Source organism: Enterobacter sp. JS8-1, assembly GCF_049187015.1.
GTDB lineage: Bacteria > Pseudomonadota > Gammaproteobacteria > Enterobacterales > Enterobacteriaceae > Enterobacter > Enterobacter mori.
Window position 1 is genome coordinate 2,201,932 of sequence record NZ_CP185805.1, and the last position, 25,484, is coordinate 2,227,415.

General features: G+C 58.7%; 22 protein-coding genes. 17 read left to right on the forward strand and 5 right to left on the reverse strand.

From position 1 onward, the window contains the following. The first annotated feature begins 173 nt into the window (after window positions 1-173). The 3 genes from ACOQH0_RS10515 to ACOQH0_RS10525 are packed head-to-tail and all read left to right on the forward strand — an operon-like array spanning window position 174 to window position 3,323. The gene (locus tag ACOQH0_RS10515; RefSeq protein WP_421512199.1) at window positions 174-2,813 is read left to right on the forward strand and encodes a YdbH family protein; all 2,640 of its coding nucleotides are present in this window, start codon (window positions 174-176) and stop codon (window positions 2,811-2,813) included. Further along, window positions 2,810-2,995 (forward strand): YnbE family lipoprotein, encoded by a 186-nt coding sequence (locus ACOQH0_RS10520; protein ID WP_109080893.1) that lies wholly within the window; start codon window positions 2,810-2,812, stop codon window positions 2,993-2,995. The genes ACOQH0_RS10515 and ACOQH0_RS10520 overlap by 4 nt, the downstream gene beginning before the upstream one ends. Window positions 2,996-3,002: 7 nt before the next feature. Beyond that, on the forward strand, window positions 3,003-3,323 hold the full coding sequence (locus ACOQH0_RS10525) for a YdbL family protein (protein ID WP_010430707.1): 321 nt from the start codon (window positions 3,003-3,005) through the stop codon (window positions 3,321-3,323). On the opposite strand, the gene feaR is transcribed toward ACOQH0_RS10525, so the two are convergent. After that, on the reverse strand, window positions 3,324-4,232 hold the full coding sequence (feaR, locus tag ACOQH0_RS10530; protein WP_089598779.1) for a transcriptional regulator FeaR: 909 nt from the start codon (window positions 4,230-4,232) through the stop codon (window positions 3,324-3,326). A 241-nt stretch (window positions 4,233-4,473) separates the two neighbouring features. Between feaR and ACOQH0_RS10535 the strand changes: the two genes are divergently transcribed. Then, window positions 4,474-5,973: an aldehyde dehydrogenase family protein gene (locus ACOQH0_RS10535; protein WP_330751788.1), complete on the forward strand. Its 1,500-nt coding sequence runs from the start codon at window positions 4,474-4,476 to the stop codon at window positions 5,971-5,973. Window positions 5,974-6,073: 100 nt separating this feature from the next. Here the strand turns inward: ACOQH0_RS10535 and ACOQH0_RS10540 are convergent, their stop codons facing one another. The 4 genes from ACOQH0_RS10540 to paaZ form a co-directional block, all read right to left on the reverse strand. Then, entirely contained in the window at window positions 6,074-7,180 is a 1,107-nt protein-coding gene (locus ACOQH0_RS10540) for a GGDEF domain-containing protein (protein WP_421512200.1), read from the reverse strand. A gap of 72 nt (window positions 7,181-7,252) precedes the next feature. Beyond that, window positions 7,253-9,226 carry an alkyl/aryl-sulfatase gene (locus ACOQH0_RS10545; RefSeq protein ID WP_421512201.1) on the reverse strand — a complete coding sequence of 658 codons (1,974 nt, stop codon included), beginning with the start codon at window positions 9,224-9,226 and terminating at the stop codon, window positions 7,253-7,255. 168 nt (window positions 9,227-9,394) lie between these two features. Then, window positions 9,395-11,671 carry a primary-amine oxidase gene (gene tynA / locus ACOQH0_RS10550; RefSeq protein WP_421512202.1) on the reverse strand — a complete coding sequence of 759 codons (2,277 nt, stop codon included), beginning with the start codon at window positions 11,669-11,671 and terminating at the stop codon, window positions 9,395-9,397. Between the two features lie 293 nt (window positions 11,672-11,964). Further along, window positions 11,965-14,007, reverse strand: a complete 2,043-nt coding sequence (gene paaZ / locus ACOQH0_RS10555; RefSeq protein WP_348556209.1) for a phenylacetic acid degradation bifunctional protein PaaZ — start codon at window positions 14,005-14,007, stop codon at window positions 11,965-11,967. 285 nt (window positions 14,008-14,292) lie between these two features. Here paaZ and paaA point away from each other — a divergent pair, with 285 nt between their 5' ends. The 13 genes from paaA (at window position 14,293) to paaY (ending at window position 25,478) form a co-directional block, all read left to right on the forward strand. Then, window positions 14,293-15,222: a 1,2-phenylacetyl-CoA epoxidase subunit PaaA gene (paaA, locus tag ACOQH0_RS10560; protein WP_421512203.1), complete on the forward strand. Its 930-nt coding sequence runs from the start codon at window positions 14,293-14,295 to the stop codon at window positions 15,220-15,222. 12 nt (window positions 15,223-15,234) lie between these two features. Then, a complete protein-coding gene (gene paaB, locus ACOQH0_RS10565; RefSeq protein ID WP_108416960.1) occupies window positions 15,235-15,522 on the forward strand; it encodes a 1,2-phenylacetyl-CoA epoxidase subunit PaaB in 288 nt (95 codons plus the stop codon). An 8-nt stretch (window positions 15,523-15,530) separates the two neighbouring features. After that, the gene (gene paaC / locus ACOQH0_RS10570) at window positions 15,531-16,277 is read left to right on the forward strand and encodes a 1,2-phenylacetyl-CoA epoxidase subunit PaaC (protein ID WP_421512204.1); all 747 of its coding nucleotides are present in this window, start codon (window positions 15,531-15,533) and stop codon (window positions 16,275-16,277) included. 11 nt (window positions 16,278-16,288) lie between these two features. Further along, the gene (gene paaD / locus ACOQH0_RS10575; protein ID WP_166711004.1) at window positions 16,289-16,786 is read left to right on the forward strand and encodes a 1,2-phenylacetyl-CoA epoxidase subunit PaaD; all 498 of its coding nucleotides are present in this window, start codon (window positions 16,289-16,291) and stop codon (window positions 16,784-16,786) included. 7 nt (window positions 16,787-16,793) lie between these two features. Beyond that, window positions 16,794-17,864 (forward strand): 1,2-phenylacetyl-CoA epoxidase subunit PaaE, encoded by a 1,071-nt coding sequence (paaE, locus tag ACOQH0_RS10580; RefSeq protein ID WP_421512205.1) that lies wholly within the window; start codon window positions 16,794-16,796, stop codon window positions 17,862-17,864. After that, on the forward strand, window positions 17,861-18,628 hold the full coding sequence (paaF, locus tag ACOQH0_RS10585) for a 2,3-dehydroadipyl-CoA hydratase PaaF (protein WP_421512206.1): 768 nt from the start codon (window positions 17,861-17,863) through the stop codon (window positions 18,626-18,628). The genes paaE and paaF overlap by 4 nt, the downstream gene beginning before the upstream one ends. After that, window positions 18,628-19,416: a 2-(1,2-epoxy-1,2-dihydrophenyl)acetyl-CoA isomerase PaaG gene (gene paaG / locus ACOQH0_RS10590; RefSeq protein ID WP_421512343.1), complete on the forward strand. Its 789-nt coding sequence runs from the start codon at window positions 18,628-18,630 to the stop codon at window positions 19,414-19,416. Before paaF ends, paaG begins: the two co-directional genes overlap by 1 nt. A gap of 1 nt (window position 19,417) precedes the next feature. Beyond that, window positions 19,418-20,842 carry a 3-hydroxyacyl-CoA dehydrogenase PaaH gene (paaH, locus tag ACOQH0_RS10595; RefSeq protein ID WP_421512207.1) on the forward strand — a complete coding sequence of 475 codons (1,425 nt, stop codon included), beginning with the start codon at window positions 19,418-19,420 and terminating at the stop codon, window positions 20,840-20,842. Further along, window positions 20,832-21,260, forward strand: coding sequence for a hydroxyphenylacetyl-CoA thioesterase PaaI (gene paaI / locus ACOQH0_RS10600; protein ID WP_108416967.1), 429 nt, complete (start codon window positions 20,832-20,834; stop codon window positions 21,258-21,260). The genes paaH and paaI overlap by 11 nt, the downstream gene beginning before the upstream one ends. Further along, entirely contained in the window at window positions 21,253-22,458 is a 1,206-nt protein-coding gene (gene pcaF, locus ACOQH0_RS10605) for a 3-oxoadipyl-CoA thiolase (protein WP_421512208.1), read from the forward strand. Before paaI ends, pcaF begins: the two co-directional genes overlap by 8 nt. A gap of 27 nt (window positions 22,459-22,485) precedes the next feature. After that, a complete protein-coding gene (gene paaK, locus ACOQH0_RS10610) occupies window positions 22,486-23,802 on the forward strand; it encodes a phenylacetate--CoA ligase PaaK (protein ID WP_421512209.1) in 1,317 nt (438 codons plus the stop codon). A gap of 134 nt (window positions 23,803-23,936) precedes the next feature. Continuing rightward, the gene (gene paaX / locus ACOQH0_RS10615) at window positions 23,937-24,872 is read left to right on the forward strand and encodes a phenylacetic acid degradation operon negative regulatory protein PaaX (RefSeq protein ID WP_029485064.1); all 936 of its coding nucleotides are present in this window, start codon (window positions 23,937-23,939) and stop codon (window positions 24,870-24,872) included. Window positions 24,873-24,881: 9 nt separating this feature from the next. Continuing rightward, on the forward strand, window positions 24,882-25,478 hold the full coding sequence (gene paaY / locus ACOQH0_RS10620) for a phenylacetic acid degradation protein PaaY (protein WP_421512210.1): 597 nt from the start codon (window positions 24,882-24,884) through the stop codon (window positions 25,476-25,478). Window positions 25,479-25,484 lie beyond the last annotated feature (6 nt).

Consider the following 25,484-nt stretch of genomic DNA (forward strand, 5'->3'; position numbering starts at 1 on the left):
GATTAAAATAATCTTACAATTTCTAAAATATTATTGAATTCAATAAGTTCTATCAATTATTCTAGAGCATCTATCCTTAAAAAAGGCATTCACTTCAACTGACTGGCTAAACATGCGACAATGATCGGCAATGTCGGCTTAATTCTTTCGCTAAATCAGGATATTAACTGCCCATGAAGGGTAAATACAAAGCCGCGATTGCGCTTTTACTGCTGTTGATTTTGGTGCCGCTGACGCTGCTGATGACGCTCGCCCAGTGGGTGCCAACGCTCGCCGGGATCTGGCTCCCCGTCGGAACGCGTATCGCTTTCGAGGAAAGCCCAAAACTCACCCGTAACGCGCTGGTGATCCCCGATCTTCGTTATCTGGTGGATGAGTGTGAAATTGCGCGTATCGATAACGTGACGTTGTCACACCCAAGCCGCTGGAAGCTTGATGTAGGCACCCTTGAGCTTAACTCCGTCTGCCTCAGCAAACTCCCTCAATCTGCGCCGTCGACGGTGGCACCCAAAACGTTGGCCCAGTGGCAGGCGGTGTTACCGAATACCTGGCTGACGGTGCATCGTCTTTCTCTTGCCCCCTGGCAGCAGTGGGAGGGCGAACTTCATGCGTCACTCACTCCCGCCAGTCAGGAAATTACCTATAAAGGCGAGCAGGTCAGCATTAAAGGCCAGCTACGGGGACAAACTCTCTCTGTCAGTCAGTTCGATATTCGCCTTCCAGACCAGCCGCAGCCTGTCAAACTGGTCGGGAAATTTACCCTGCCGCTGGTGCCGGACGGTGTGCCGGTGAAAGGGCACGCCGTTGCCACCTTTAACGTGCCACAGTTGACCTCTCTGGTCGATGCCGATCTGGACTGGGAAGACAATCAGGGGCAACTGGTGGTGATGGCGCGGGACAATCCCGATCCGCTGCTCGACCTGCCGTGGCAGATTACAGCCGAACAGCTGAATATCAGCGACGGACGCTGGAACTGGGCGCTGCCCGGCCTGCCGCTGAGCGGGCGGGTTGGCCTGCGTATTGATAACTGGCAGCAGGGGCTGGAAAAAGCCACCGTTTCCGGGCGACTGAATGTGCTCACGCAGGGCGATGCGGGCAAAGGTAATGCGGTGCTGAATATCGGCCCGGGTTCGCTTAGCATGGAAAACAGCGATATGCCGCTGTATTTGAGCGGCGAGGCGAAACAAAACGATCTCATTCTCTACGCCAAACTCCCGGCCAAACTGACCGGAAGCCTCAACGATCCGCAGCTTTCCTTTGAACCTGGCGCGCTGCTGCGTTCGCGCGGTCGCATTATCGATTCGCTGGATATTGATGAAATCCGCTGGCCGCTGGCGGGCGTGAAGCTCACGCAAAAAGGCGTAGATGGCCGACTTCAGGCCATTCTGCGCGCGCATGAAAATGAAATGGGCGATTTTGAACTGCACCTGGACGGTCAGGCTAACGACTTTTTACCTGATAATGGCCTGTGGCAGTGGCGCTACTGGGGAAAAGGGAGCTTTACGCCCATGCGCGCGCGCTGGGATGTTGCCGGTAAAGGCGAGTGGCGCGACGCGCTTATTGAATTAACCGAACTCTCGACCGGATTTGACAAACTCCAGTACGGCACCATGACGGTAGGCGAGCCGCGCCTGGTACTGGATACCCCCGTTCGCTGGAACCGCGATCCGGCCAAACCCTCCTTTAGCGGCGCTCTGGCGCTGAATGCCGGACAAACGACGTTCTCCGGCGGAAGCGTACTGCCGCCTTCGGTACTGAGCTTCCGCGTTGATGGCACCGATCCGACACTCTTTCAGTTTAAGGGCGACCTCCACGCCGACAAAATTGGTCCGGTACAGGTCAATGGACGCTGGGACGGCGAACGCCTTCGTGGTCAGGCCTGGTGGCCGAAACAGTCGCTCACCGTGTTCCAGCCGCTGATCCCACCAGACTGGAAAATGACGCTGCACGATGGCGAACTGTATGCCCAGGTTGCTTTCTCGGCTGCGGCCGGTCAGGGCTTTGAGGCGGGCGGACACGGGGTGCTGAAATCCGGCAGCGTCTGGATGCCGGATAACCAGATTAACGGTATCGACTTTGTCCTGCCGTTCCGTTTCAGCGAAGGCACATGGTCGCTGGGTACGCGAGGGCCGGTCACATTGCGTATTGGCGAGGTGCAAAACCTGGTCACGGCGAGGAATATCACGGCGGATTTGCAGGGGGACTACCCCTGGAGCGAGGAGAACCCGCTGTTGCTCACCAACGTCAAGGTTGAGGTGTTGGGTGGGAAAATCACCATGCAGCAGTTGAGGATGCCGCAGCACGATCCGGCACTGCTGCGCGTGGACAATATCTCGTCCAGCGAGCTGGTAAGCGCTGTCAATCCGAAACAGTTTGCGATGTCCGGACCGGTCAGCGGCGCGCTACCGTTCTGGCTGGACAATGAAAAATGGATCATCAAAGATGGCTGGCTGACCAATCCGGGGCCGATGACGCTGCGTCTCGACAAAGACACGGCTGATGCCATTGTGAAAGACAATATGGTCGCAGGGGCGGCGATTAACTGGTTACGCTATATGGAAATTTCCCAATCGTGGACAAAACTCAATGTAGATAATCTGGGTGTATTAACGCTGCAGGCGACCATTAAAGGCACCAGCCGCGTTGATGGCAAAAGCAGCTCCGTTAACCTGAATTACACCCACGAAGAGAACGTATTTACCCTCTGGCGCAGCCTGCGCTTTGGGGACAACCTGCAAACATGGTTTGAGCAACATGCGGCGATACCGGGTCTCCGCAGTTCGACGGGCAAGGAAAGTGAGGAACAACAATGAAAAAGATGGCTGGTGTGCTCACCGTTGCCGCGCTGATGACAGGCTGTACGCCGCGCATTGAAGTCGCTGCGCCAAAGGAGCCGATTACCATCAACATGAACGTCAAAATCGAACACGAGATCCATATTAAGGTCGATAAAGATGTTGAAACCCTGCTGAAATCGCGCAGCGATCTGTTCTGAGGACGCCATGAAACGAACGTTAGCTCTCATTTTACTGGCGCTGGGAATGCACGTGCAGGCGGCAACGCTTACCCTGAATGACGCCCGTGAGCAGGGGCGTGTGGGGGAGACCCTGAGCGGCTATATCGCGCCGATCGCACACGATGCCGAAACGCTGGCGCTGGTTAGCCGCATTAACGCGGCGCGCACGGAAAGCTATCAGAAGCTGGCCGACAGCAATAACTTACCTGTAGATGAAGTGGCAAAAATGGCGGGGCAAAAGCTGGTTGCCCGCGCGCAGCCAGGGGAATATGTGAAGGGTATAAACGGTAAATGGCTGAAGAAGTGATCAGCGGAAGCGCTTGCGATACTCTCCCGGAGACACGCCAAAACGCTGCTTAAACGCCGTCGAAAAATGGCTGTGATCGGCAAAGCCCCAGCTGTAGCCGATCCCCGCCAGCTTTTCATCGTCGCTGGCGGAGCGCAACACCTGCGCGCAAAGGTCCAGGCGGCGGTTTTTGATGTACTGCGCCACGACCAGCCCTTTATCGGCAAACATGCGGTACAGGCTACGTACCGACATCCCGCTCTCTGTAGCAATCCACTCCGGTCGCAGGGCATCAGACTGAATATGATCGTCAATCAGCGAGAGGACGTGCTGGAACTGGCGTTCCTTTCGCGGCTGGACGACGTCACGTTGCTGAAAGGCCGGGCGGAGCAGGCAGACCATCGCTTCCAGCGCCGCTTCGCTCTCTCTATCGCTCAGCTCCGCATTTCCCATACTCTCCTGCAACAGGCGATGGCTCAGCTGTACGGTCGGCAGGCTACGCGAAAGCGTCAGCGCGCAGCTCACCTCCTGAAAACGACACTGCTGCTCAATGATTTGACGCGGCACGAGGAGTGAAATCTGGCGGGATTTATCTTGCCAGGAGATGGAGCAGGGGCGCGACGCGTCGATGAGCGTTATGTCGCCGGTATTGAGAATGGAACGTCGTTCATCCTGTTCAATCTCTGCACCGCCTTCAAGCTGAAACACGGCGTAGAACCAGGCATCGTTACTGTTTTTTATTTCCCGGCGGGTACGGAACAGGTTGACGTTGCCTGCGGTCACGGTGCTGAGCTTCAGGCTTCTTGCGTAGCTGGTTTCCAGTTCGCCAATGAATGTGCCCTCTAACGGGCGAGCGTCAAACCGTCCGCAAACCTGGTTAATTTGCGCCAGCCACTGCTGATACTTTTCCTGTTCGCTCGCACATGCCATCGTTTATCTCGCCGCACCGTCAATGTTTTTGCATTGTTGCATTTGTGTTGCAATTTGTCAGAGCCATGAGGCTGACTATAGGAAAGAACACTCACTGGTAACAGCGTTATAAGCGGTAATTATCAAGTTTTGCGGAGCCTGTCACAGGTGGCAAAGCGAATGTCACACAGACAAAAGCGGGAATGCGAAACGCCTCGTAGACTGCATTAACACCCTACGAAGAATAACGAAGGAGTACCCTATGTCTGAATCACAGGTAGCCGTCCTGTCCGAGGTCCAGCGTTTTATGGATCGCCACCACGGCTTGTGGATTGAAGGGCGTCAGGTTGCGTCCGATAGCGAAAAGCGCCTGAACGTCTACAACCCGGCGACGGGAGAGGTGATTGCCTCAACCGCCGATGCTAGCGTTGATGATGTAGATCGTGCGGTGATGTCCGGCTGGCGGGCCTTTGTCGCCCGCAGCTGGGCTGGAAAACTTCCGGCAGAGCGTGAACGCATCTTGCTGCGTTTTGCCGATCTGGTCGAACAGCACAGCGAGGAGCTGGCGCAGCTGGAAACGCTGGAGCAGGGGAAGTCGATCAACATTTCCCGCGCCTTCGAGGTGGGCTGTACCCTGAACTGGATGCGATACACCGCCGGGCTGACCACCAAGATTGCAGGGAAAACCCTCGATCTCTCCATTCCATTGCCTCAGGGCGCTCGCTATCAGGCGTGGACGCGCAAAGAGCCGGTTGGCGTCGTGGCCGGGATTGTGCCCTGGAACTTCCCGCTGATGATTGGCATGTGGAAAGTGATGCCTGCGCTGGCGGCGGGCTGTTCCATCGTGATTAAACCTTCAGAGACCACGCCGCTCACCTTGCTGCGCGTTGCGGAGTTAGCGAGTGAGGCGGGTATTCCGGATGGCGTGTTCAACGTGGTGACCGGGAGCGGCGCGGTATGTGGCGCCGCGTTAACCTCGCATCCGCATATTGCGAAAGTGAGTTTCACCGGCTCGACCGCGACGGGAAAACAGATTGCGCGCGCGGCGGCGGATACGTTGACGGGCGTTACCCTGGAGCTGGGCGGCAAAAACCCGGCAATCGTGTTGAAAGATGCGGACCCGGCGTGGGTGATCGAAGGCCTGATGACCGGCAGCTTCCTGAATCAGGGGCAGGTCTGCGCGGCAAGCTCGCGTATCTACATTGAAGCGCCGCTGTTCGACACGCTGGTGAGCGGCTTTGAGCAAGCGGTGAAATCCCTGAGCGTCGGCCCGGGCATGTCGCCTGAGGCATTTATTAACCCGTTGGTGTCGCGTGCGCACTGCGACAAGGTGCAGACCTTCCTGGATGAGGCGACAGCACGCAACGCAGAGCTTATTACCGGCAACCGCGGCCCGGATGACAAAGGGTATTACGTATCGCCGACGCTGGTGGTGAACCCGGATGCCGCGCTGCGGCTAACCCGCGAAGAGGTGTTTGGCCCGGTGGTCAACCTGGTACGCGTATCCGATGCAGAAGAGGCGCTCCAGCTGGCAAACGACACCGAATATGGCCTGACGGCCAGCGTCTGGACGCAGAACATCAGCAAAGCACTGGAATATACTGACAGGCTGCAGGCGGGCACCGTGTGGGTGAACAGCCATACGCTGATCGACGCCAACCTGCCATTCGGCGGCATGAAGCAGTCCGGTACCGGACGTGACTTCGGCCCGGACTGGCTGGACGGCTGGTGTGAAACCAAGTCGGTGTGCGTGCGCTATTAAAAAACAAGCCGGGTGGCGGCTACGCCTTACCCGGCCTACAAAACCAACATATTCCTGAGATCCCGTAGGCCGGGTAAGCGCAGCGCCACCCGGCTTCTATTTAAAGCGACCACCGATCCCGCCCGGCCTCTTTTGCCCGGTACAGCGCGGCATCGGCACGAGCGATGATCTCGGTGCCGGCCAGCCCCTCCGCCATGCTCGCAATCCCCATGCTTACGGTTACATGGTCGCTGACCGTAGAGGCGCCGTGCGGTATGGCTTCCGTACACAGGCCGTCCTGAATACGCAGGGCAACCTTTTCCGCGATGTTTGCCGGGCAGTTAAACAGGATCACCACAAACTCCTCGCCACCATAGCGTGACACCACATCGTCAGGGGTTCGCACCGATTTCTTAAGCATCTCAGCCACGCGTGTGAGGCATTCATCACCCGCCTGATGGCCATAAGTATCGTTGTAGAGCTTGAAGTAATCGATATCCAGCATAATCACCGAAAAGGTTTTTTTCTGCTCTACCGCGTTTTCCAGCACCACTTCCATTTTCCGGCGATTAGCAGTTTTGGTTAATGGATCCTGATGCGCCAGCGCATCCAGTCTGGAGATCAGCAGCTGGTTTTGCTGGTTACGTCGCCAGGCCTCGTCAAACCAGCTCAACAGGATGAAACGCCCGCAGATCAGGATCAGCGTAAAGACGGTCCAGATAATAATGAAGTGAAGGTTGAGGCCATCGTTTCGTACCCAGCTTGCTATCGGCAGAGTGATCCAGAGCGGCAGCACAAAGGCGAGCAACCCTTTAGGGTAAAAATAGAGCGCCGTTAAGCCGGAGAGTAATAAAATGACGCACAGCGGCCAGACGTGCGGGAGCAGCAGATGGGTGATAAACCAGAAACAGGAGACCGACCAGATGGCACTACAAATAAACAACACCACACTGATACCGGCGATGCGCCGCCAGGCCATGAGGATCAGCGCAGCTGAGAGGAGGGTTATGCCCAGCATGGAGGCATCGACTATTTTCGTCAGTTGCGGTGAGTGGGGGTAAAGGGGATCGCCGGCCTTAAGCAGAACGTGTCGCAGCAGAATCATCACCGCGAAGCTGATATTGACGAAGGCCAGCCATGGCAGGTTCATCGCCAGCCCATGCATAACCATGGCATGGCGCGTTGGCCAGGTTGCCCGTTCAAGTGTCGGTTTTTTTCTTTTTTCCATTAACGCTTTTTACCCTTTCTGGCGAACACGTGAAGCAGGAAAGGGCGGACGAGCCGCCCTTTTGCGTGACCGTTACGGTGTCACAATGTTAAACCAGAAATCAAATTTATCCATATATCCAAGCATTGAATCCAGTTTAGCGCCGTCACCGGTGAGTTTCACGTCGCCGCTCTGTTCGGCCTGTTTGAGCGTCACCTCTTTGAGGATAATTTTGTTCAGCGTGTCGCGGTTAAGGGTGATGGTGGCATCAGCGTCTTTAGCCTCCGCGTTTGCCGTGTGGTTCAGCACGCCGTTTTCCAGCTCGAGTTTGTATTTCCCGCCATCGCTGCCAAGATCGATGTTAAACACTGATTTGGCGTCACCTGCTTTTTGTCCGTTGATGTGAACGGCAAGGTAGTCAAAGAACATCTCCGGCGTCATCGCCCGCACCGTATCCGGGCTGGCGGTATTCGGCGTTGGACCTTTCACCACGCCGTTACGCAATTCCTGCGCGCCGGTCAGGTAGAAGTTACGCCACGGGCCGGATTCAGCCTGATAGCCAAGCTGTTCCAGCGCATCCGCTTCCAGGTTGCGCGCCGCCTGGTTGTTCGGATCGGCAAAGACCACTTTGCTCACTACCTGCGCCACCCAGCGGTAGTTACCCTGGTCGAAGTCGGTTTTCGCCTTGCTCAGGATGGCATCCGCGCCGCCCATATACTCCACGAATTTCTTCGCGCCTTCTTCTGGCGGCAGTTCATCCAGCGTCGCGGGGTTGCCGTCAAACCAGCCCAGATACAGCACATAGGTGGCTTTTACGTCATGGCTCACCGAACCGTAATAGCCGCGGTTAGCCCAGGTATGCGCCAGTGAATCCGGGAGCTTGAAGTTAGCGGCGATCTCGTCGCGCGTCAGCCCTTCATTCGCCATACGCAGCGTCTGGTCGTTGATGTAACGATAGAGGTCACGCTGGCTTTTCAGCAGCTTAACCACGTTTTCATTACCCCAGGTCGGCCAGTGGTGTTGTGCCATGATGATTTCGGCTTTGTCACCCCAGCGTACAATCGCCTGGTTGATGTATTTCGACCACGGCAGCGGCTCGCGGATTTTGGCCCCGCGCAGCGAGTAGGTGTTGTGCAGGGTATGGGTCACGTCCTCAGCGGATTCAATCAGTTTCTTCTCTTCGATATACCAGAGCATTTCGGATGGCGCTTCGGAGCCCGGCGCGAGCATAAAATCGTATGTCAGGCCGTCGATGACCTCTTTCTGCCCATCTTTTTCGATGATGTTGGTCGGGGCAATCAGCGTCACCGTTCCGGCGGAGGTGGTCGTGCCCAGGCCCGCGCCCACTTGACCTTTGGCATCTGGCTTCAGCAGGTTGCCATACATATAGCTGGCGCGGCGGCTCATTACGTTACCCGCCATGATGTTCTCGGCAACGGCCGCTTCCATAAACCCGGCAGGCGCGTAGATTTTCACCTTGCCGGACTTCACGTCGGCTTCATCCACCACGCCGCGCACGCCGCCATAGTGGTCAACGTGGCTGTGGGTATAAATAATGGCGACGACCGGTTTTTTGCCGCGATTTTTAAAATAGAGATCCATTCCGACCTTCGCCGTTTCTGCCGACACCAGCGGGTCAACCACGGTAATACCTTCTTTCCCTTCAATGATGGTCATATTCGACAGGTCAAGATTTCGTATCTGATATACGCCATCGGTCACTTCAAACAGGCCGCTAATATTAATCAGATGAGATTGACGCCATAAGCTGGGATTAACGGAGTCCGGTGCTTTATCGCCTTCTTTAATAAACGAATATTGCTGTGGATCCCAGATAACATTGCCTTGTTCCCCTTTGATAACGTCCTGAGGAAGAGGGGCAATAAAGCCTTTATGGGCGTCCGTGAAATCGGTGTTGTCGGAGAAGGGAAGCTGATTAAACAGGGCGTTATTGGCTTGTTGCGTGGCGGCCGTGGCATCCTTCGGCGCTTCTGCGGCATACGCGGAACTGACGGAAATAAAAAGTCCAGCCAGAGCTAGACTCCTGACGATCAAATTGAATTTCATCCTAAAACCTCTCAATGATGTATTACGTCGCTTGTGGAAAGTTCGCGTCCTGGCAGAAAGTGATTCAAAAAATGAAATGAAAAAAAGGAGGTAGAAATAACTATAATCGCGGAGATGTATTCAGCAAGTAAATAGATGAAAAACCGGGCATTGCGCCCGGTACGTTATTTATTTCTGTTCGTCTTTTTTCTTTCCGAGCGTTGGCGTCTCGTCGAAGAAGTTCCACGGTTTAAGTAGGGTATGCACCCATTCCGTCGGCATGATCGGCCACTCTTCCGCGCGGGCGACGTGGGTAGTCCCGGTGGTCATCCAGACCACGTCATCCTGGTCATTGAGCGACTCGTTATCCTTGCTGTACTTCCCCAGCCCCGTATCGTGGATGGAGCGGTTCGGGAATTTGCCTTCCGGGTAAAGTTCATCCGGATGGTAGCGCGTCACCCACAGCTGTTTGTCCATAAAGCTCAGGCGATGGTAGATCCACTCGTCCGGGGCAAATTTCGCACCGCTTGCCACCGGGTGCGTACCGCCCGCGTAAGGGATAATCTGATACGAAACCGGGTTGCCCATGCGATTCTCTTTACTTGTGTTGCTCAGCAGCCGAATGGTGCCGGGGTCGAACTTCTGCGCCGCCTGCTGTTCGGTGTCAATATCGTACTGATTCACCTGCATGGTGCTGGTGCGCGGGCCACCGGCGGTATTCGGCTTCACTTCCGGGTCCATCGCCACCAGTTTGTTATTGATGCCGTCCACATCCATATCCAGGCGGAAGTTGTAGATGTGCTGGTGGGTGGTGCCGACGATGTTATGGTCGATCAGCGTGCCGTATTTTGTGTCGTCTTTGGCGGTGGCATCATGCATGGTTTTCGCCTGAACGCCTTTTACCGCCTCGATACCCGTTGCACCGGCGTCAATGCCGATGGTGCCATTTTCATGGAACACCCAGTCGAAGATGTAATCGTAGTTGCCCACGGTACTTACCCAGCGCACCACCAGTTCACGACGTTCGGTGCTGACGTTCGGTTGGCCCATCTCCTGATGCTTATATTCCGGCCCCGCGTAGCGTTCGAAAATCGCAATCGCGCGCGGGATCTCCATCGGCGCGCCGGTATAATCCGGGATGGTTTCATTGAGCATCACGGCGTTAGACGGCACGTCTTTACCGCGCACCAGCGGTGAGGTCAGGGTGCCCATACCGTAGTCGCCGGAGTCGAGATAGGCTTTAAAGTACCAGCCCACGTCCGGATCGCCGTAAGGGACAATCATGCCGCCGAGCGAACCCTGATACATCACCTGGCGCTTTTTGCCGTTGTCGTTATACGTAACGGTTGAAATCATCGGGCCCACGCGGGAGTCCAGGCTCAGGTGGAAATCCCAGTTTTGCCAGTGCACCATATCGCCGGTAATGGTGTAGTTCTTGCCTTCCGGCTCGACGATCTCCAGGGGTTTTTTCACCGTTTCTACCCGGTCGCGGCCGTCATACGGGCGCGGGGTGAGCGGAACCGGGATGACCGGGCCTTCTTCGATCTTCTGAATTTTCTTCTGTTCAAGATCAACAACCGCGACCAGGTTCTCAATCGGGTGCGCCCAGTAGTTGCCGTCGCCCACGTCCAGATAGCTCACCACCTTCAGCAGGCGATCTTCCTGCTTCAGGCCGTCCTTGCCGTCGAAATAGCCGACGGTCAGCGGGGTGGTAATCACTTTCTTCGTATCGGTGATACCGCGCTTTTTCAGCACTTCGGCAAACTCGGTGCTCTCGTTGATGATCTGCTGTACCGTGGCGAAGTCATCCAGCAGAACCATGCCGTGCGCGTCTTTTACCGGTTCCCAGCGCAGAATTTTTTTATCCTTCAGGCCCACCACGCTTTCGATAACGTGCTTGCCATCGAGCATGACGATCTTCGCCAGGCGAGGGGCATCGACTGCCGTACCGTTGAGCACAAAGTCCCACACTTTGGCTTTCTCCGGCTCTGCAAGGGCGATCTGGGTAAAGCGGGTATTGGGTTTAAAATCCGCCGAGGTTTTCACAATCTCAACGGCTTGCTTAATTTCGTCCGCCGTTAACGCGTTTAACGGGTGAGGGCGTTTTTCAACCTGGAAGGTCTGATCGAGGCCCGACTGGAAAACATCGTTGATGAAGATCTCAGAGATAAAGGCTTTTTTGCCTTTCATCACTACCGGTACCTCAAGCTTGAGGTTTTTACCGTTGACGATGGCGGTTTTTGCGCCCGGTTTGACCTTCACAAAGGCACCGTCTTTCGCAATGGTGAACATCTGTGCGTAATCATCCCATTGAACGTCCGCGCCAAAGTCCTGCAGCGTTTTGTCCATTGGGACCATATGCGCCTCGCTGCCGTGGGCGAAAACAGGGGATTGCCAGGCGCAACACAGCGCAACGGCCATGGCCAGCGCCGTTCTACGGGCAGAAAAAGAAGAATTGCTTCCCATCGTAGACCTCATCTTGTTGTGTTTATTGTGTTGTGACAGCCTTATCCTGACAGGCCCATGAGAAAAGCGTTTGCCTGCATCTGCCAGGTTATTTGTTGGTCTTGCCAGGTTAAAAAAAGAGCGGGGATAAATCACATGCCGGGCCATTTCCTCTCCCCACAAATGATGTCAGCACAGGCGACTCCCTCTCCCTTGAGGGAGAGGGCTGGGGTGAGGGGGTACATACGGCTCTGGTGGTCATTCCGAATACTGGGATTCCTCTCCCTTTGGGGAGAGGGTCAGGGTGAGGGGCGTTAGCTGAAATCGCCCTGCTGGCGCGCCACCAGCGTCAGAATGGAGTAGAGCGCCACGGCCTGCTGGTGCTGGTTGAAGATCTCAACCGCCCATTCCACCACGCCGGTCGGTTTTTCCTCTGCGGTGCGCTGTTTCTTCAACGTTTTACGCTTGCAGGTCAGACGCACCTGAATGGTATCGCCCGGTTTAACCGGCTCGATAAAGCGCAGGTTTTCCATACCGTAGTTGGCAATCACCGGCCCGACGCCCGCGTCGACGAACAGCCCGGCCGCGGCGGAAATCAGGAAGTAACCGTGCACCACGCGCTCGCCAAAGATCGACTCTGCCGCACCGATCTTATCCATATGGGCGTAGAAGTGGTCGCCGCTCAGGCAGGCAAAGTTCACGATGTCCGCTTCGGTCAGGGTGCGGCGCGGCGTCAGCAGACTGTCGCCCGGCTGTAGCTCTTCAAAGTATTTGCGGAACGGATGCACGCGATCTTCCTGCACCGTTGCGCCACGCACCCACTGTTTGCCAATGGCGGCCAGCATCGACGGGCTGCCCTGAATCGCGGTGCGCTGCAGGTAGTGTTTCACCGCACGCAGGCCGCCCAGCTCTTCGCCACCGCCCGCGCGGCCCGGGCCGCCGTGCACCAGCTGTGGCAGCGGGGATCCGTGGCCGGTAGACTCTTTTGATGATTCCTCGTTGAGGATCTGAATACGCCCGTGGGCGCGCGCCGCACCGGCAATAAACTGGCGGGCAATGTCCAGGTCTGCGGTGACCAGCGTACCCGCCAGGCTGCCGCCGCCCGCGCGGGCAAGCTGCATCGCGTGGTGCGCGTTGCGATACGGCATCAGCGTCGCAACCGGGCCGAAGGCTTCCGTCGCATGGACGGCAGGGGTTTCATCCGGCTGCGGGCAGAACAGCAGGGTCGGTGGGAAGAACGCACCCGCGGCCTGCAAATCCGCATTGCCGCCCAGACGGATCTGGCAGCCTGCTGCGATCAGCTGCTCCACTTTCTCCTGCACGTCCGCACGCTGTTCGGCGTTGACCAGCGCGCCCATCTTCACCCCTTCCTGCGCAGGGTCGCCCACCACCACCTTTTCCAGGCGGGCAATCAGCGCCTGGCTCACGGCGTCAATCTGGTTTTGCGGGACGATAATCCGGCGGATAGCGGTACATTTCTGCCCGGCCTTGGCGGTCATCTCGCGCACCACTTCCCGGATGAACAGGGCAAATTCCGGCTGTTCCGGCGTGACGTCTTCCCCCAGCACGCAGCAGTTCAGGGAGTCCGCCTCCATGGTGAACGGAATGGAATTCGCCACAATATTCGGGTGCACGCGCAGGCTTTGCCCGGTGCTGGCGGAGCCGGTAAAGGTCACTACGTCCTGGCTGTCGAGCTGGTCGAGCAGGTCACCCGTGCCGCCGCAGATCAGGCTGATGGCGCCGTCCGGCACCAGTCCGCTCTCCACGATGGATTTCACCATCGCCTGCGTTACCTGTGCGGTAGCGGTAGCGGGTTTGATAATGGCGGGCATCCCGGCAAGCCAGGTCGGCGCCAGCTTTTCCAGCATCCCCCAGCAGGGGAAGTTAAAGGCGTTGATGTGCACCGCCACGCCGGATTTCGAGGTCAGGACGTGGCGCGCCGCAAAGCCGCCTTCTTTCGACAGCGGGATTAACTCATCTTCTGGCCACAGCGTGTCGTCCGGCAGCTCGCGGCTGCCCAGGCTTGCGTAGGTGAAGAGGGTGCCGATCCCCCCTTCAATATCAACCCAGCTGTCCGCCTTCGTCGCCCCCGTCTGGGCTGACAGGGCATAGAACGTCTCTTTCTCACCAAGCAGGTGCTTTGCCACCGCCTTCAGCATGGCGGCCCGTTCGATAAAGGTCATCTCGTGAAGCGCTTCACCGCCGCGCTCAATCGCATAGCGACGGGCGTGCGCCATATCCAACCCTTCGCTGGTCACGCTCCAAAGCGCTTCGCCACTGATGGCGTGATGAATAGTGCGTTCGCGGCCCCGGCCAGACTGCCAGGTACCGGACACGAAGCTGGCTAACTGCTGCATCGCTTATCTCCAAGTGTTTCGTTATTTCACTATTAATAGTTTGATCGTGAATCATAAAAATCAAGCTGTGTTTTTAATGAATTGTTAACGTTGTGATCTGACTGGATGAATCGCATCGCTAAAAGGCGCCTGGCGCAAGGCTGTCAGTAAAAGCCTTGCGAGCGGCATCACAAAACCGGGAAACAATTCTTGGAGTTATATTTAACCTTTGTGTAACTTTTAAAAAACAAAGTGATTCAACATTACGCTTTAATTTGCAAACTAACGAATCATAAAGGTGACGACGTGACGCAAGAACAACGGTTTGAGCAGCGCATAGCGCAGGAGACGGCGATTGAGCCTCAGGACTGGATGCCTGACGCCTACCGTAAGACGTTGATCCGCCAGATTGGTCAGCATGCGCACTCCGAAATTGTCGGCATGCTGCCCGAAGGGAACTGGATCACCCGCGCGCCGACGCTGCGCCGGAAAGCGATCCTGCTGGCGAAAGTGCAGGACGAAGCCGGGCACGGGCTCTACCTCTACAGCGCGGCGGAAACGCTGGGCTGCGCGCGGGAAGACATCTACCAGAAGATGCTCGACGGCAAGATGAAATACTCCTCCATCTTCAACTATCCGACCCTAAGCTGGGCCGACATCGGCGTGATCGGTTGGCTGGTGGACGGTGCCGCCATCGTCAACCAGGTGGCGCTGTGCCGGACCTCCTACGGTCCGTATGCCCGGGCGATGGTGAAAATCTGTAAAGAAGAGAGCTTCCACCAGCGTCAGGGTTTTGAGGCCTGCATGGCGCTGGCGCAGGGGAGCGAGGCCCAGCGCCAGATGCTGCAGGACGCCATCAACCGCTTCTGGTGGCCAGCGCTGATGATGTTCGGGCCGAACGACGACAACTCGCCGAACAGCGCCCGCAGCCTGGCCTGGAAAATCAAACGCTTCGGCAATGACGAACTTCGCCAGCGCTTTGTCGATAACACGGTGCCGCAGGTGGAGATGCTGGGCATGACGGTGCCGGATCCCGACCTGCGTTTGGATGAAGAGAGCGGCCACTACCGCTTCGGCGAGATCGACTGGCAGGAGTTTGAAGAGGTCATTAACGGGCGCGGCATCTGCAACTACGAACGCCTGACCGCGAAACGAAAAGCCTGGGAAGACGGGGCGTGGGTGCGCGAAGCCGCACTGGCGCACGCGGAAAAACAGCGCGCCCGTCAGGCCGCATAAGAGGAAATAACCATGAGCAATGTCTACTGGCCGCTGTACGAAGTATTCGTACGCAGCAAACAAGGGTTGTCCCACCGTCACGTGGGCAGCCTGCATGCCGCCGACGATCGCATGGCGCTGGAAAATGCGCGTGATGCCTACACTCGCCGCAGCGAAGGGTGTTCTATCTGGGTGGTCAGGGCGAGCGAGATTGTCGCCTCCCAGCCGGAAGAGAGCGGTGAGTTCTTCGACCCGGCGGAAAGCAAGGTCTATCGACATCCGACGTTCTACACCATCCCTGACGGCATCGAGCACATGTGAGGCAAAGAATGAATTCAGTGACTGCCTATGCCCTGCGTCTGGGCGACAACGGTTTGGTGCTTTCCCAGCGTCTGGGCGCCTGGTGCGGCCACGCCCCGGAGCTGGAAATTGACCTCGCGCTCGCCAATATCGGTCTCGACCTGCTGGGCCAGGCGCGCAATTTCCTGACCTATGCCGCGGAGCGGGAAGGCCAGGGCGATGAAGACACCCTGGCGTTTGGTCGCGACGAGCGCCAGTTCCGCAACGTGCTGCTGGTGGAGCAGCCGAACGGCAGCTTCGCCGACACCCTTGCCCGCCAGTACCTGATGGATGCCTGGAACGTGGCGCTGTACGAACGGCTAACCCAAAGCAGCGACGGTCAGCTTGCCGCCATTGCCGCTAAAGCCATCAAAGAGGCGCGCTACCACCTGCGCTTCAGCCGCGGCTGGCTGGTGCGTCTGGGCGACGGGACCGAAACCTCCGCGCAAAAAATGCAGCAGGCCATCGACAACCTGTGGCGTTTTACGGCGGAGCTGTTTGAGGCGGATGACGTTGAGCTGGAATTGATTGACTCCGGCGTGGCGGTTGACCCGCGCGGCCTGCGTCAGCCGTGGGAAAGCGAAGTCTTTGCCGGTCTGAATGAAGCCTGCCTGCAGGTGCCCGAAGAGATGGCGTACCGCACCGGGGGCAAGCAGGGGCTGCACACCGAACATCTGGGCCCGATGCTGGCGGAAATGCAGTATCTCCAGCGCGCGTACCCCGGCCAGCAGTGGTAAAGGAGAACGCTATGCAACGCCTCGTCGACATCGCGCCCGCGCAAATTCCGCAGATCTGGTCGCTGTTAAGCCAGATCCCGGACCCGGAAGTGCCGGTATTAACCATCACCGATTTAGGCATGGTGCGCAGCGTGAAGGCGCAGGGGGAAGGCTGGGTTATCGGCTTCACGCCCACCTACTCGGGCTGTCCGGCAACGGAACACCTGCTGGGGGCGATCCGCGACGCGATGACCGCCCACGGCTTTACCCCGGTGCACATTGTGCTCCAGCTTGAACCCGCCTGGACCACCGACTGGATGACCGCCGATGCGCGTGAGCGCCTGCGGGCGTACGGCATCAGTCCGCCCGTGGGGCATAGCTGTCACGCGCACGCACCTCTGGAGGTGAGCTGCCCGCGCTGCGCCAGCACCGACACCTCGCTTATCAGTGAATTTGGTTCGACGGCCTGCAAAGCGCTCTACCGCTGCAACACCTGCCGTGAGCCCTTCGACTATTTCAAATGTATTTGAGGCTGCCATGACAACGTTTCATTCATTAACAGTGGCAAAAGTGGAACCGGAAACCCGCGATGCGGTGACCATCACGTTCGCGGTGCCGCAGGCGCTGCAGGACGCCTACCGTTTCCGCCCCGGCCAGCACCTGACGTTAAAAACGAAGCTTGACGGGGACGAGCTGCGCCGCTGCTACTCCATCTGCCGGAGTACCGCCCCGGGCGAGATCAGCGTGGCGGTCAAAGCCATCGACGGCGGGCGTTTTTCCCGCTATGCCCGGGATGAGATCAAAGCGGGTATGGCGCTGGAGGTGATGGTTCCTCAGGGGCAGTTTGGCTACCAGCCGAGGGCCGAACGCGAAGGCCACTACCTGGCGATTGCAGCAGGCTCCGGGATCACCCCGATGCTGGCGATTATCTCCGCAACGCTGGCGACCGAACCCAACAGCCATTTCACCCTGATCTACGGTAACCGCAGCAGCCAGAGCATGATGTTCCGCCGGGCGCTGGCGGACCTGAAGGACAAATACCCGCAGCGGCTGCAGCTGGTCTCCATCTTTAGTCAGGAGCGGCTGGACAGCGATCTGCTCTACGGTCGCATCGACGGGGAAAAGCTGCAGGCGCTGGCGAAAACCCTGATCAACTTCCGCCAGTACGACGAGGCGTTTATCTGCGGCCCGTCGGCGATGATGGACGACGCCGAAGCCGCGCTGAAGGCGCTGGGGATGCCGGACAACGCGATTCACCTTGAGCGCTTTAACACTCCGGGGTTCTCCGCTAAACGCGCGGTGCACGTGCAGGCGGAAGGCCAGAAAGTGACCGTGCGCCAGGACGGACGCGACCGTGAAATCACCCTGACGGCGGACGATGAAAGCATCCTGGATGCGGCCCTGCGTCAGGGGGCGGATCTCCCGTATGCCTGCAAGGGCGGCGTGTGCGCCACCTGCAAGTGCAAAGTGCTGCGCGGGAAGGTGGACATGGCGACCAACTACAGCCTGGAGCCGGACGAGCTGGCAGCAGGATACGTGCTGAGCTGCCAGTCGCTGCCGTTAACCGCCGACGTGATTGTCGACTTCGACGCGAAGGGGATGGCATGAGCGAACTGATTGTTACCCGTCATGGCCGTGTGCTCCAGCTGACGCTCAACCGTCCGGCGGCGCGCAACGCCCTCAACAATGCGCTGCTTACGCAGATTGCTGAGCAGCTTGAGGCCGCGGCTTCTGACATCGAGATTTCCGTCTGCGTGATTTACGGCGGCGAACGCTGCTTTGCCGCCGGGGCCGATCTCAACGAAATGGCGGAGAAAGACCTGCCTGCCACCCTGAACGATATCCGCCCGCAGCTGTGGGCGCGCATTAACGCGTTCAACAAACCGCTGATTGCCGCCGTGAACGGCTTCGCGCTGGGCGCGGGCTGCGAGCTGGCGCTGCTATGCGACGTGGTTATCGCCGGCGACAACGCCCGCTTTGGCCTGCCGGAAATCACGCTGGGCATTATGCCCGGCGCGGGCGGCACCCAGCGTTTGATTCGCAGCGTCGGTAAATCGCTCGCCAGCAAAATGGTGCTGACCGGAGAGAGTATCTCTGCGCAGCAGGCGCTGAGTGCGGGGCTGGTGAGCGATGTGTTTCCAGCATCCCTAACGCTGGAGTATGCCCTGAAGCAGGCGGCGCTGATGGCGCGCCACTCTCCGCTGGCGCTGCAGGCGGCGAAACAGGCGCTGCGTCAGTCTCAGGAGGTGCCGCTGCAGGCCGGGCTGGCGCAGGAGCGTCAGCTTTTTACGCTGCTTTCTGCCACCGAAGACCGTCGGGAAGGCATCGACGCCTTCTTACAAAAACGCACCCCCGACTTTAAAGGACGCTAATTGTGGAATGTATTCTCAGTCATGTTGAGCAGGGCGTAATGACCATTACGCTGAACCGTCCGGAGCGTCTGAACAGCTTTAACGACGTGATGCACCAGCAGCTTGCCGAGTGCCTGAAACAGGCCGAGCGTGATGACACCATCCGCTGCCTGCTGATCACCGGGGCGGGACGCGGCTTTTGTGCCGGTCAGGATCTGAACGACCGCAACGTCGACCCCAACGGCCCGGCACCGGATCTGGGGATGTCCGTTGAAACCTTCTATAACCCGCTGGTGCGCCGCCTGGCAAAGCTGCCGAAGCCGGTCATTTGTGCCGTTAACGGCGTGGCTGCTGGCGCGGGGGCTACGCTGGCGCTCGGCTGCGACATGGTCATTGCCGCTCGTTCCGCCAACTTTGTGATGGCCTTCAGCAAGCTCGGCCTGGTGCCGGACTGCGGCGGCACCTGGCTGCTGCCGCGCGTGGCCGGACGCGCACGCGCCATGGGGCTGGCGCTGCTCGGCGACAAGCTCAGCGCCGAACAGGCGCAGGCGTGGGGGATGATCTGGCAGGTGGTGGATGACGACCAGCTCTCCGCTACCGCGCAGCAGATGGCGCTGCATTTTGCCTCGCAGCCGACCTTCGGGCTGGGGCTGATCAAGCAGGCGATCAATGCCGCAGAAACCAATACTCTGGACGCGCAGCTCGATCTGGAGCGCGACTATCAGCGCCTGGCCGGGCGCAGCGACGATTACCGCGAGGGCGTCAGCGCCTTCCTGGCGAAGCGCGCGCCGAACTTTACGGGGAAATAAGATGCTGAACATACGGACTGTCGCCGTGATTGGCAGCGGCACGATGGGCGCAGGCATTGCCGAAGTGGCGGCAAGCCACGGTCATCAGGTTCTGATTTACGACATTTCTGCCGACGCCATTTCCCGCGCGATTGACGGCATTCGTCAACGCCTCGCGTCTCGGGTAACGCGCGGAAAGCTTTCTGCGGACGCGAGCGGACAGATCCTGGCCCGACTGGTTCCGGTGACGGATATCGATGCGCTGGCATCGGCAGATTTGGTTATTGAGGCGGCCTCCGAACGCCTTGACGTCAAAAAAACGCTGTTTGCGAAACTGGCGGAAGTCTGCCCGCCGCAGACGCTGTTGACCAGTAACACCTCCTCTATCTCCGTCACGGCGATTGCGGCGGATATCCACCATCCGGAGCGCGTCGCAGGGCTGCATTTCTTTAACCCGGCGCCGGTGATGAAGCTGGTGGAAGTGGTTAGCGGGCTGGCGACCTCTCCGGAAGTGTCCGACGCGCTGTGCGAGCTGGCGCTGAACTGGGGCAAACAGCCCGTTCGCTGCCAGTCAACGCCGGGGTTCATCGTCAACCGCGTCGCGCGTCCGTTCTATTCCGAAGCCTGGCGCGCGCTGGAAGAGCAGGTCGCCCCACCGGAGGTGATTGATGCTGCCCTGCGCGAAGGCGGCGGTTTCCCGATGGGTCCGCTGGAGCTGACTGACATGATTGGTCAGGACGTGAACTTTGCGGTGACCTGCTCGGTATTTAACGCCTTCTGGCAGGAGCGTCGTTTTCTGCCTTCGCTGGTCCAGCAGGAGCTGGTGCTGGCAGGGCGGCTGGGCAAAAAGAGCGGGAAGGGCGTCTACAACTGGCAGGGTGACAAACCCGAGGTGCAATGGATGGCAGCCGTCAACGACAGCTACAGCCCGATGCGCGTTGAAAAAATACGTGACGGTGTCACCGAAATTGATGATGTGTATCTGATTGAAACGCAGGGGGAAACCGCTCAGGCGCTGGCGCTGCGGCTCAACGGCCCGGTGGTGGCGGTCGACCGCATTGAACGTGATGTGGCGGTGATAGCCGCGGCGGCAAGCAACCCGCATACCGCGACGCAAAAAGCCATCCGCTACCTGCAACAGCAGGGTAACCGGGTGGTGCAAATTGCCGATTATCCCGGCCTGCTGGTCTGGCGGACGCTGGCAATGATTGCCAACGAAGCGCTGGATGCCATGCAAAAAGGGGTCGCCAGCGAGAAGGACATCGATACCGCCATGCGCCTGGGCGTGAACTACCCGAGCGGGCCGATCGCCTGGGGCGAGCGTCTGGGCTGGCAGCGCCTGCTGACGCTGCTGGAGAACCTGCAGCGCCATTACGGCGAAGAGCGCTATCGCCCCTGTTCACTGCTGCGCCAGCGCGCGCTTCTGGAGAGTAGCTATGAGTCTTAACGCCTGGCATAACGCCCGAGCGATGTACGAACGGGACGCCTGCGCGCAGGCGATGGGGATGGACATTGTCGAGATGGATGAAGGCTACGCGGTGGTGACCATGACCATCACTCCGCAGATGCTTAACGGCCATAAAACCTGCCACGGTGGACAGCTTTTTTCGCTGGCAGATACCGCCTTTGCCTACGCCTGCAACAGCCAGGGGCTGGCAGCGGTGGCCTCAGGTTGTTCGATTGATTTTCTGCGTCCGGGCTTTGCCGGGGACACGCTCACCGCCACCGCGCGCGTGATGCATCAGGGCAAGCTGACCGGCGTGTATGACATTGAAATCCAGAACCAACAACAGAAAACCGTCGCCCTTTTTCGCGGAAAATCTCACCGCATCGGCGGCAGCGTGACAGGAGAGGCAGATGCGTGACGCATTTATTTGTGATGGTGTTCGAACCCCTGTGGGGCGCTACGGCGGCGCGCTTTCTGCGGTAAGAACCGACGATCTCGGTGCCGTGCCGCTGCGCGCGCTGCTGGCCCGCTATCCCCAGCTCGACCTCGAGCGGATCGATGATGTGATCTTCGGCTGCGCCAACCAGGCGGGGGAAGATAACCGCAACGTAGCGCGTATGTCGTCCCTGCTGGCCGGACTGCCGCAGACGGTGTCTGGAACCACCCTTAACCGCCTGTGCGGGTCGGGGCTGGACGCGATTGGTTTCGCCGCGCGCGCCATTAAGGCAGGCGATGGCGACCTGCTGATCGCGGGCGGCGTGGAGTCGATGTCCCGCGCACCGTTTGTGATGGGCAAAGCCACCGCCGCGTTTCAGCGTCAGGCGGAGATCTTTGATACCACCATCGGCTGGCGATTTGTGAATCCGCTCATGCATCAGCAATTCGGAACTGACAGTATGCCGGAAACGGCAGAGAATGTAGCTGAATTGTTAAATATCAGCCGTGCAGATCAGGACGCTTTCGCGCTGCGCAGCCAGCAGCGTACCGCTAAGGCGCAGCAGAACGGTATTCTGGCGCAGGAGATCGTGCCGGTGCAGGTGCCGGGCAAAAAAGGGGCGATCGCGGAATTTAGCGTGGATGAACACCCGCGCGCGGACACCACGCTCGAGCAGCTCGCCGGGCTAAAAACGCCGTTCCGTAAGAACGGGGTGGTTACGGCGGGAAATGCCTCCGGCGTCAACGACGGCGCGGCGGCACTGATTGTCGCCAGCGAGAAGATGGCGCTGGCGCAGGGGTTAGTCCCGCGCACGCGGATCGTGGCGATGGCGACGGCGGGCGTGGAGCCACGTCTGATGGGGCTCGGCCCGGTACCCGCCACCCGCAAGGTGCTGGAGCGCGCCGGGCTCAGTATTAACGATATGGACGTGATTGAGCTTAACGAAGCGTTCGCCTCGCAGGCGCTGGGCGTGCTGCGTCAGCTAGGCCTGCCGGATGATGCCGCGCACGTCAACCCGAACGGTGGCGCGATTGCGCTGGGCCACCCGCTGGGAATGAGCGGTGCCAGACTGGCGCTGGCCGCGAGCAATGAACTGCACCGACGCGGCGGGCGCTACGCGCTGTGTACGATGTGCATCGGTGTGGGTCAGGGCATTGCCATGATCCTTGAGCGTGTTTGAGCATAAAAACAATGTGAGTACCCTACAATGACAAATACAACAAAGCTTGATCCGATTGAAACGGCCTCCCTTGACGAGCTACAGGCGCTACAGACCGCGCGTCTGAAATGGACGCTGCACCACGCCTACAACAACGTGCCGATGTACAAACGCAAGTTTGACGCCGCGGGCGTTCACCCTGACGATTTCAACGAACTGGCGGATATCCGCAAATTCCCGTGCACCACCAAGCAGGACCTGCGGGATAACTATCCGTTCGATACCTTTGCCGTGCCGATGGAGCAGGTGGTGCGTATTCACGCATCATCCGGCACCACCGGCAAACCGACCGTCGTTGGCTATACGCAAAATGACATCGACAACTGGGCCAACCTGGTGGCCCGCTCCCTGCGCGCCGCGGGTGGCAGCGCGAAGGACAAAATTCACGTGGCGTATGGCTATGGCCTGTTTACCGGTGGGCTGGGGGCGCACTACGGCGCCGAGCGTTTAGGGGCGACGGTGATCCCGATGTCCGGCGGCCAGACGGAGAAACAGGCGCAGCTGATCCGTGATTTCCAGCCGGACATGATCATGGTGACGCCATCCTACTGCCTCAACCTGATTGAAGAGTTGGAGCGCCAGATGGGCGGCGATGCCAGCGGCTGTTCCCTGCGCGTGGGCGTCTTCGGTGCCGAGCCCTGGACGCAGGCCATGCGTCGCGAAATTGAAAAACGCTTAGGCATTACGGCGCTGGATATTTATGGCCTTTCCGAAGTGATGGGACCGGGCGTGGCGATGGAGTGTATCGAAACCGTCGACGGCCCAACCATCTGGGAAGATCACTTCTACCCGGAGATCGTCAACCCGAACGACGGCACGCCGCTGGATGACGGTCAGCAGGGCGAACTGCTGTTCACCACGCTGACCAAAGAGGCGCTGCCGGTGATCCGCTACCGCACCCGCGACCTGACGCGCCTGCTCCCGGCAACCGCGCGCAGCATGCGTCGTATGGACCGGATCAGCGGGCGCAGTGACGATATGCTGATCATCCGCGGCGTCAACGTCTTCCCGTCACAGCTGGAAGAGGAGATCGTGAAGTTCGAACACCTTTCACCGCACTACCAGCTGGAGGTGAACCGTCGCGGGCATCTTGATTCACTTTCGGTGAAGGTCGAGCTAAAAGAGAGCAGCTTAACCCTGACGCACGAGCAGCGCTGCCAGGTGTGCCACCAGCTTCGCCACCGCATTAAGTCGATGGTGGGGATTTCCACCGACGTGACGATCGTCAACTGCGGCAGTATCCCGCGCTCGGAGGGGAAAGCCTGCCGGGTGTTTGATTTGCGTAAAGTTGCGGCCAACGGTTAAGTTTCCCCTCACCCCAGCCCTCTCCCAAAGGGAGAGGGTGTATTACGTTCCCTCTCCCTTTGGGAGAGGGTTAGGGTGAGGGTATACACCAGATTCGTATGCTATGATTCATCCAGGACAAAAATAACAACAGAATGAATCACATGAATAAACTCGACGCCTTTATCCAGCACGCGGTTAGCTCCGTTCCCGTCAGCGGGACGTCGCTTATCTCTTCGTTATATGGTGACGCGCTTTCCCATCGCGGCGGTGAGATATGGCTCGGCAGCCTTGCCGCTCTGCTGGAAGGCATGGGGTTTGGCGAGCGCTTCGTGCGCACCGCGCTGTTTCGCCTCAACAAAGAGGGCTGGCTGGACGTTTCCCGCATCGGGCGTCGCAGCTTTTACCGCCTGAGCGATAAAGGGCTGCGTCTGACGCGTCGCGCGGAGAATAAGATCTACCGCGCGGAACTGCCCGCCTGGGACGGCAAATGGTTATTGCTGCTCTCAGAAGGGCTGGATAAAACCACCCTTGCCGACGTCAAAAAACAGCTGATCTGGCAGGGGTTTGGCACGCTGGCGCCGAGCCTGATGGCCTCGCCGTCACAGCATCTGGCGGATGTGCAGTCCCTGCTACACGATGCCGGGGTGGCGGAAAACGTGATTTTCTTTGAAGCCCACTCGCCGCTGGCGCTTTCGCGTGCGGCGCTGCGTTCGCGAGTGGAAGAGTGCTGGCAGCTCACTGAGCAAAACGCAATGTACGAGACGTTCATCGATTCATTCCGCCCGCTGCTGCCGCTGCTGAAAGAGGCCGCGCCGGAGGAGCTGACGCCAGAACGCTGCTTCCAGATCCAACTGCTGCTGATTCACTTTTATCGTCGTGTGGTGCTGAAAGACCCGCTGTTGCCGGAAGAGTTACTGCCCGCGCACTGGGCGGGACAAAGTGCCCGACAGCTTTGCATCAATATCTACCAGCGCGTCGCGCCGGGGGCGCTGGCGTTTGTCAGCGAAAAAGGCGAAACCTCGGTTGGGGAACTGCCCGTGCCCGGCACGCTTTATTATCAACGTTTTGGTGGTCTGAATACTGCGTAAGGAGAGGGTATGCCTGTTTATCAAATTGATGGTCTGACGCCAGTGGTACCTGACGAGAGCTACGTTCACCCAACAGCAGTGCTGATTGGCGACGTGATTCTGGGCAAAGGCGTTTATGTCGGCCCAAACGCCAGCCTGCGCGGCGATTTTGGCCGCATCGTAGTGAAAGACGGGGCGAACATTCAGGATAACTGCGTGATGCACGGCTTCCCGGAGCAGGACACGGTGGTGGAAGAGGACGGGCATATCGGCCACAGCGCCATTCTGCACGGCTGCATTATCCGCCGCAATGCGCTGGTGGGCATGAACGCGGTGGTAATGGACGGGGCCGTCATCGGTGAAAACAGCATCGTCGGCGCGGCGGCGTTCGTGAAGGCGAAAGCGGAGATGCCCGCCAACCATTTGATTATCGGCACCCCGGCAAAAGCGATTCGTGAACTGAGCGAGCAGGAGCTGGCATGGAAGCAGCAGGGCACGCGGGAGTATCAGGTGCTGGTGGAGCGCTGCAAGTTGACCATGCATCAGGTAGAGCCGCTGCGCGAGGTTGAGCCTGACCGGAAACGACTGTCGTTTGACGAGAATTTACGGCCAAAGTCGGCGGTGTAGGGTGGA

Coding starts and splice junctions, on each gene's coding strand:
- paaY (WP_421512210.1), top strand. CDS start 24,882: ATGCCTGTTTATCAAATTGATGGTCTGACGCCAGTGGTACCTGACGAG.
- ACOQH0_RS10515 (WP_421512199.1), top strand. CDS start 174: ATGAAGGGTAAATACAAAGCCGCGATTGCGCTTTTACTGCTGTTGATT.
- paaE (WP_421512205.1), top strand. CDS start 16,794: ATGACAACGTTTCATTCATTAACAGTGGCAAAAGTGGAACCGGAAACC.
- ACOQH0_RS10535 (WP_330751788.1), top strand. CDS start 4,474: ATGTCTGAATCACAGGTAGCCGTCCTGTCCGAGGTCCAGCGTTTTATG.
- paaC (WP_421512204.1), top strand. CDS start 15,531: ATGAATTCAGTGACTGCCTATGCCCTGCGTCTGGGCGACAACGGTTTG.
- tynA (WP_421512202.1), bottom strand. CDS start 11,671: ATGGGAAGCAATTCTTCTTTTTCTGCCCGTAGAACGGCGCTGGCCATG.
- ACOQH0_RS10520 (WP_109080893.1), top strand. CDS start 2,810: ATGAAAAAGATGGCTGGTGTGCTCACCGTTGCCGCGCTGATGACAGGC.
- paaB (WP_108416960.1), top strand. CDS start 15,235: ATGAGCAATGTCTACTGGCCGCTGTACGAAGTATTCGTACGCAGCAAA.
- paaZ (WP_348556209.1), bottom strand. CDS start 14,007: ATGCAGCAGTTAGCCAGCTTCGTGTCCGGTACCTGGCAGTCTGGCCGG.
- paaD (WP_166711004.1), top strand. CDS start 16,289: ATGCAACGCCTCGTCGACATCGCGCCCGCGCAAATTCCGCAGATCTGG.
- pcaF (WP_421512208.1), top strand. CDS start 21,253: ATGCGTGACGCATTTATTTGTGATGGTGTTCGAACCCCTGTGGGGCGC.
- paaH (WP_421512207.1), top strand. CDS start 19,418: ATGCTGAACATACGGACTGTCGCCGTGATTGGCAGCGGCACGATGGGC.
- paaF (WP_421512206.1), top strand. CDS start 17,861: ATGAGCGAACTGATTGTTACCCGTCATGGCCGTGTGCTCCAGCTGACG.
- paaI (WP_108416967.1), top strand. CDS start 20,832: ATGAGTCTTAACGCCTGGCATAACGCCCGAGCGATGTACGAACGGGAC.
- paaK (WP_421512209.1), top strand. CDS start 22,486: ATGACAAATACAACAAAGCTTGATCCGATTGAAACGGCCTCCCTTGAC.
- feaR (WP_089598779.1), bottom strand. CDS start 4,232: ATGGCATGTGCGAGCGAACAGGAAAAGTATCAGCAGTGGCTGGCGCAA.
- ACOQH0_RS10545 (WP_421512201.1), bottom strand. CDS start 9,226: ATGAAATTCAATTTGATCGTCAGGAGTCTAGCTCTGGCTGGACTTTTT.
- ACOQH0_RS10525 (WP_010430707.1), top strand. CDS start 3,003: ATGAAACGAACGTTAGCTCTCATTTTACTGGCGCTGGGAATGCACGTG.
- ACOQH0_RS10540 (WP_421512200.1), bottom strand. CDS start 7,180: ATGGAAAAAAGAAAAAAACCGACACTTGAACGGGCAACCTGGCCAACG.
- paaX (WP_029485064.1), top strand. CDS start 23,937: ATGAATCACATGAATAAACTCGACGCCTTTATCCAGCACGCGGTTAGC.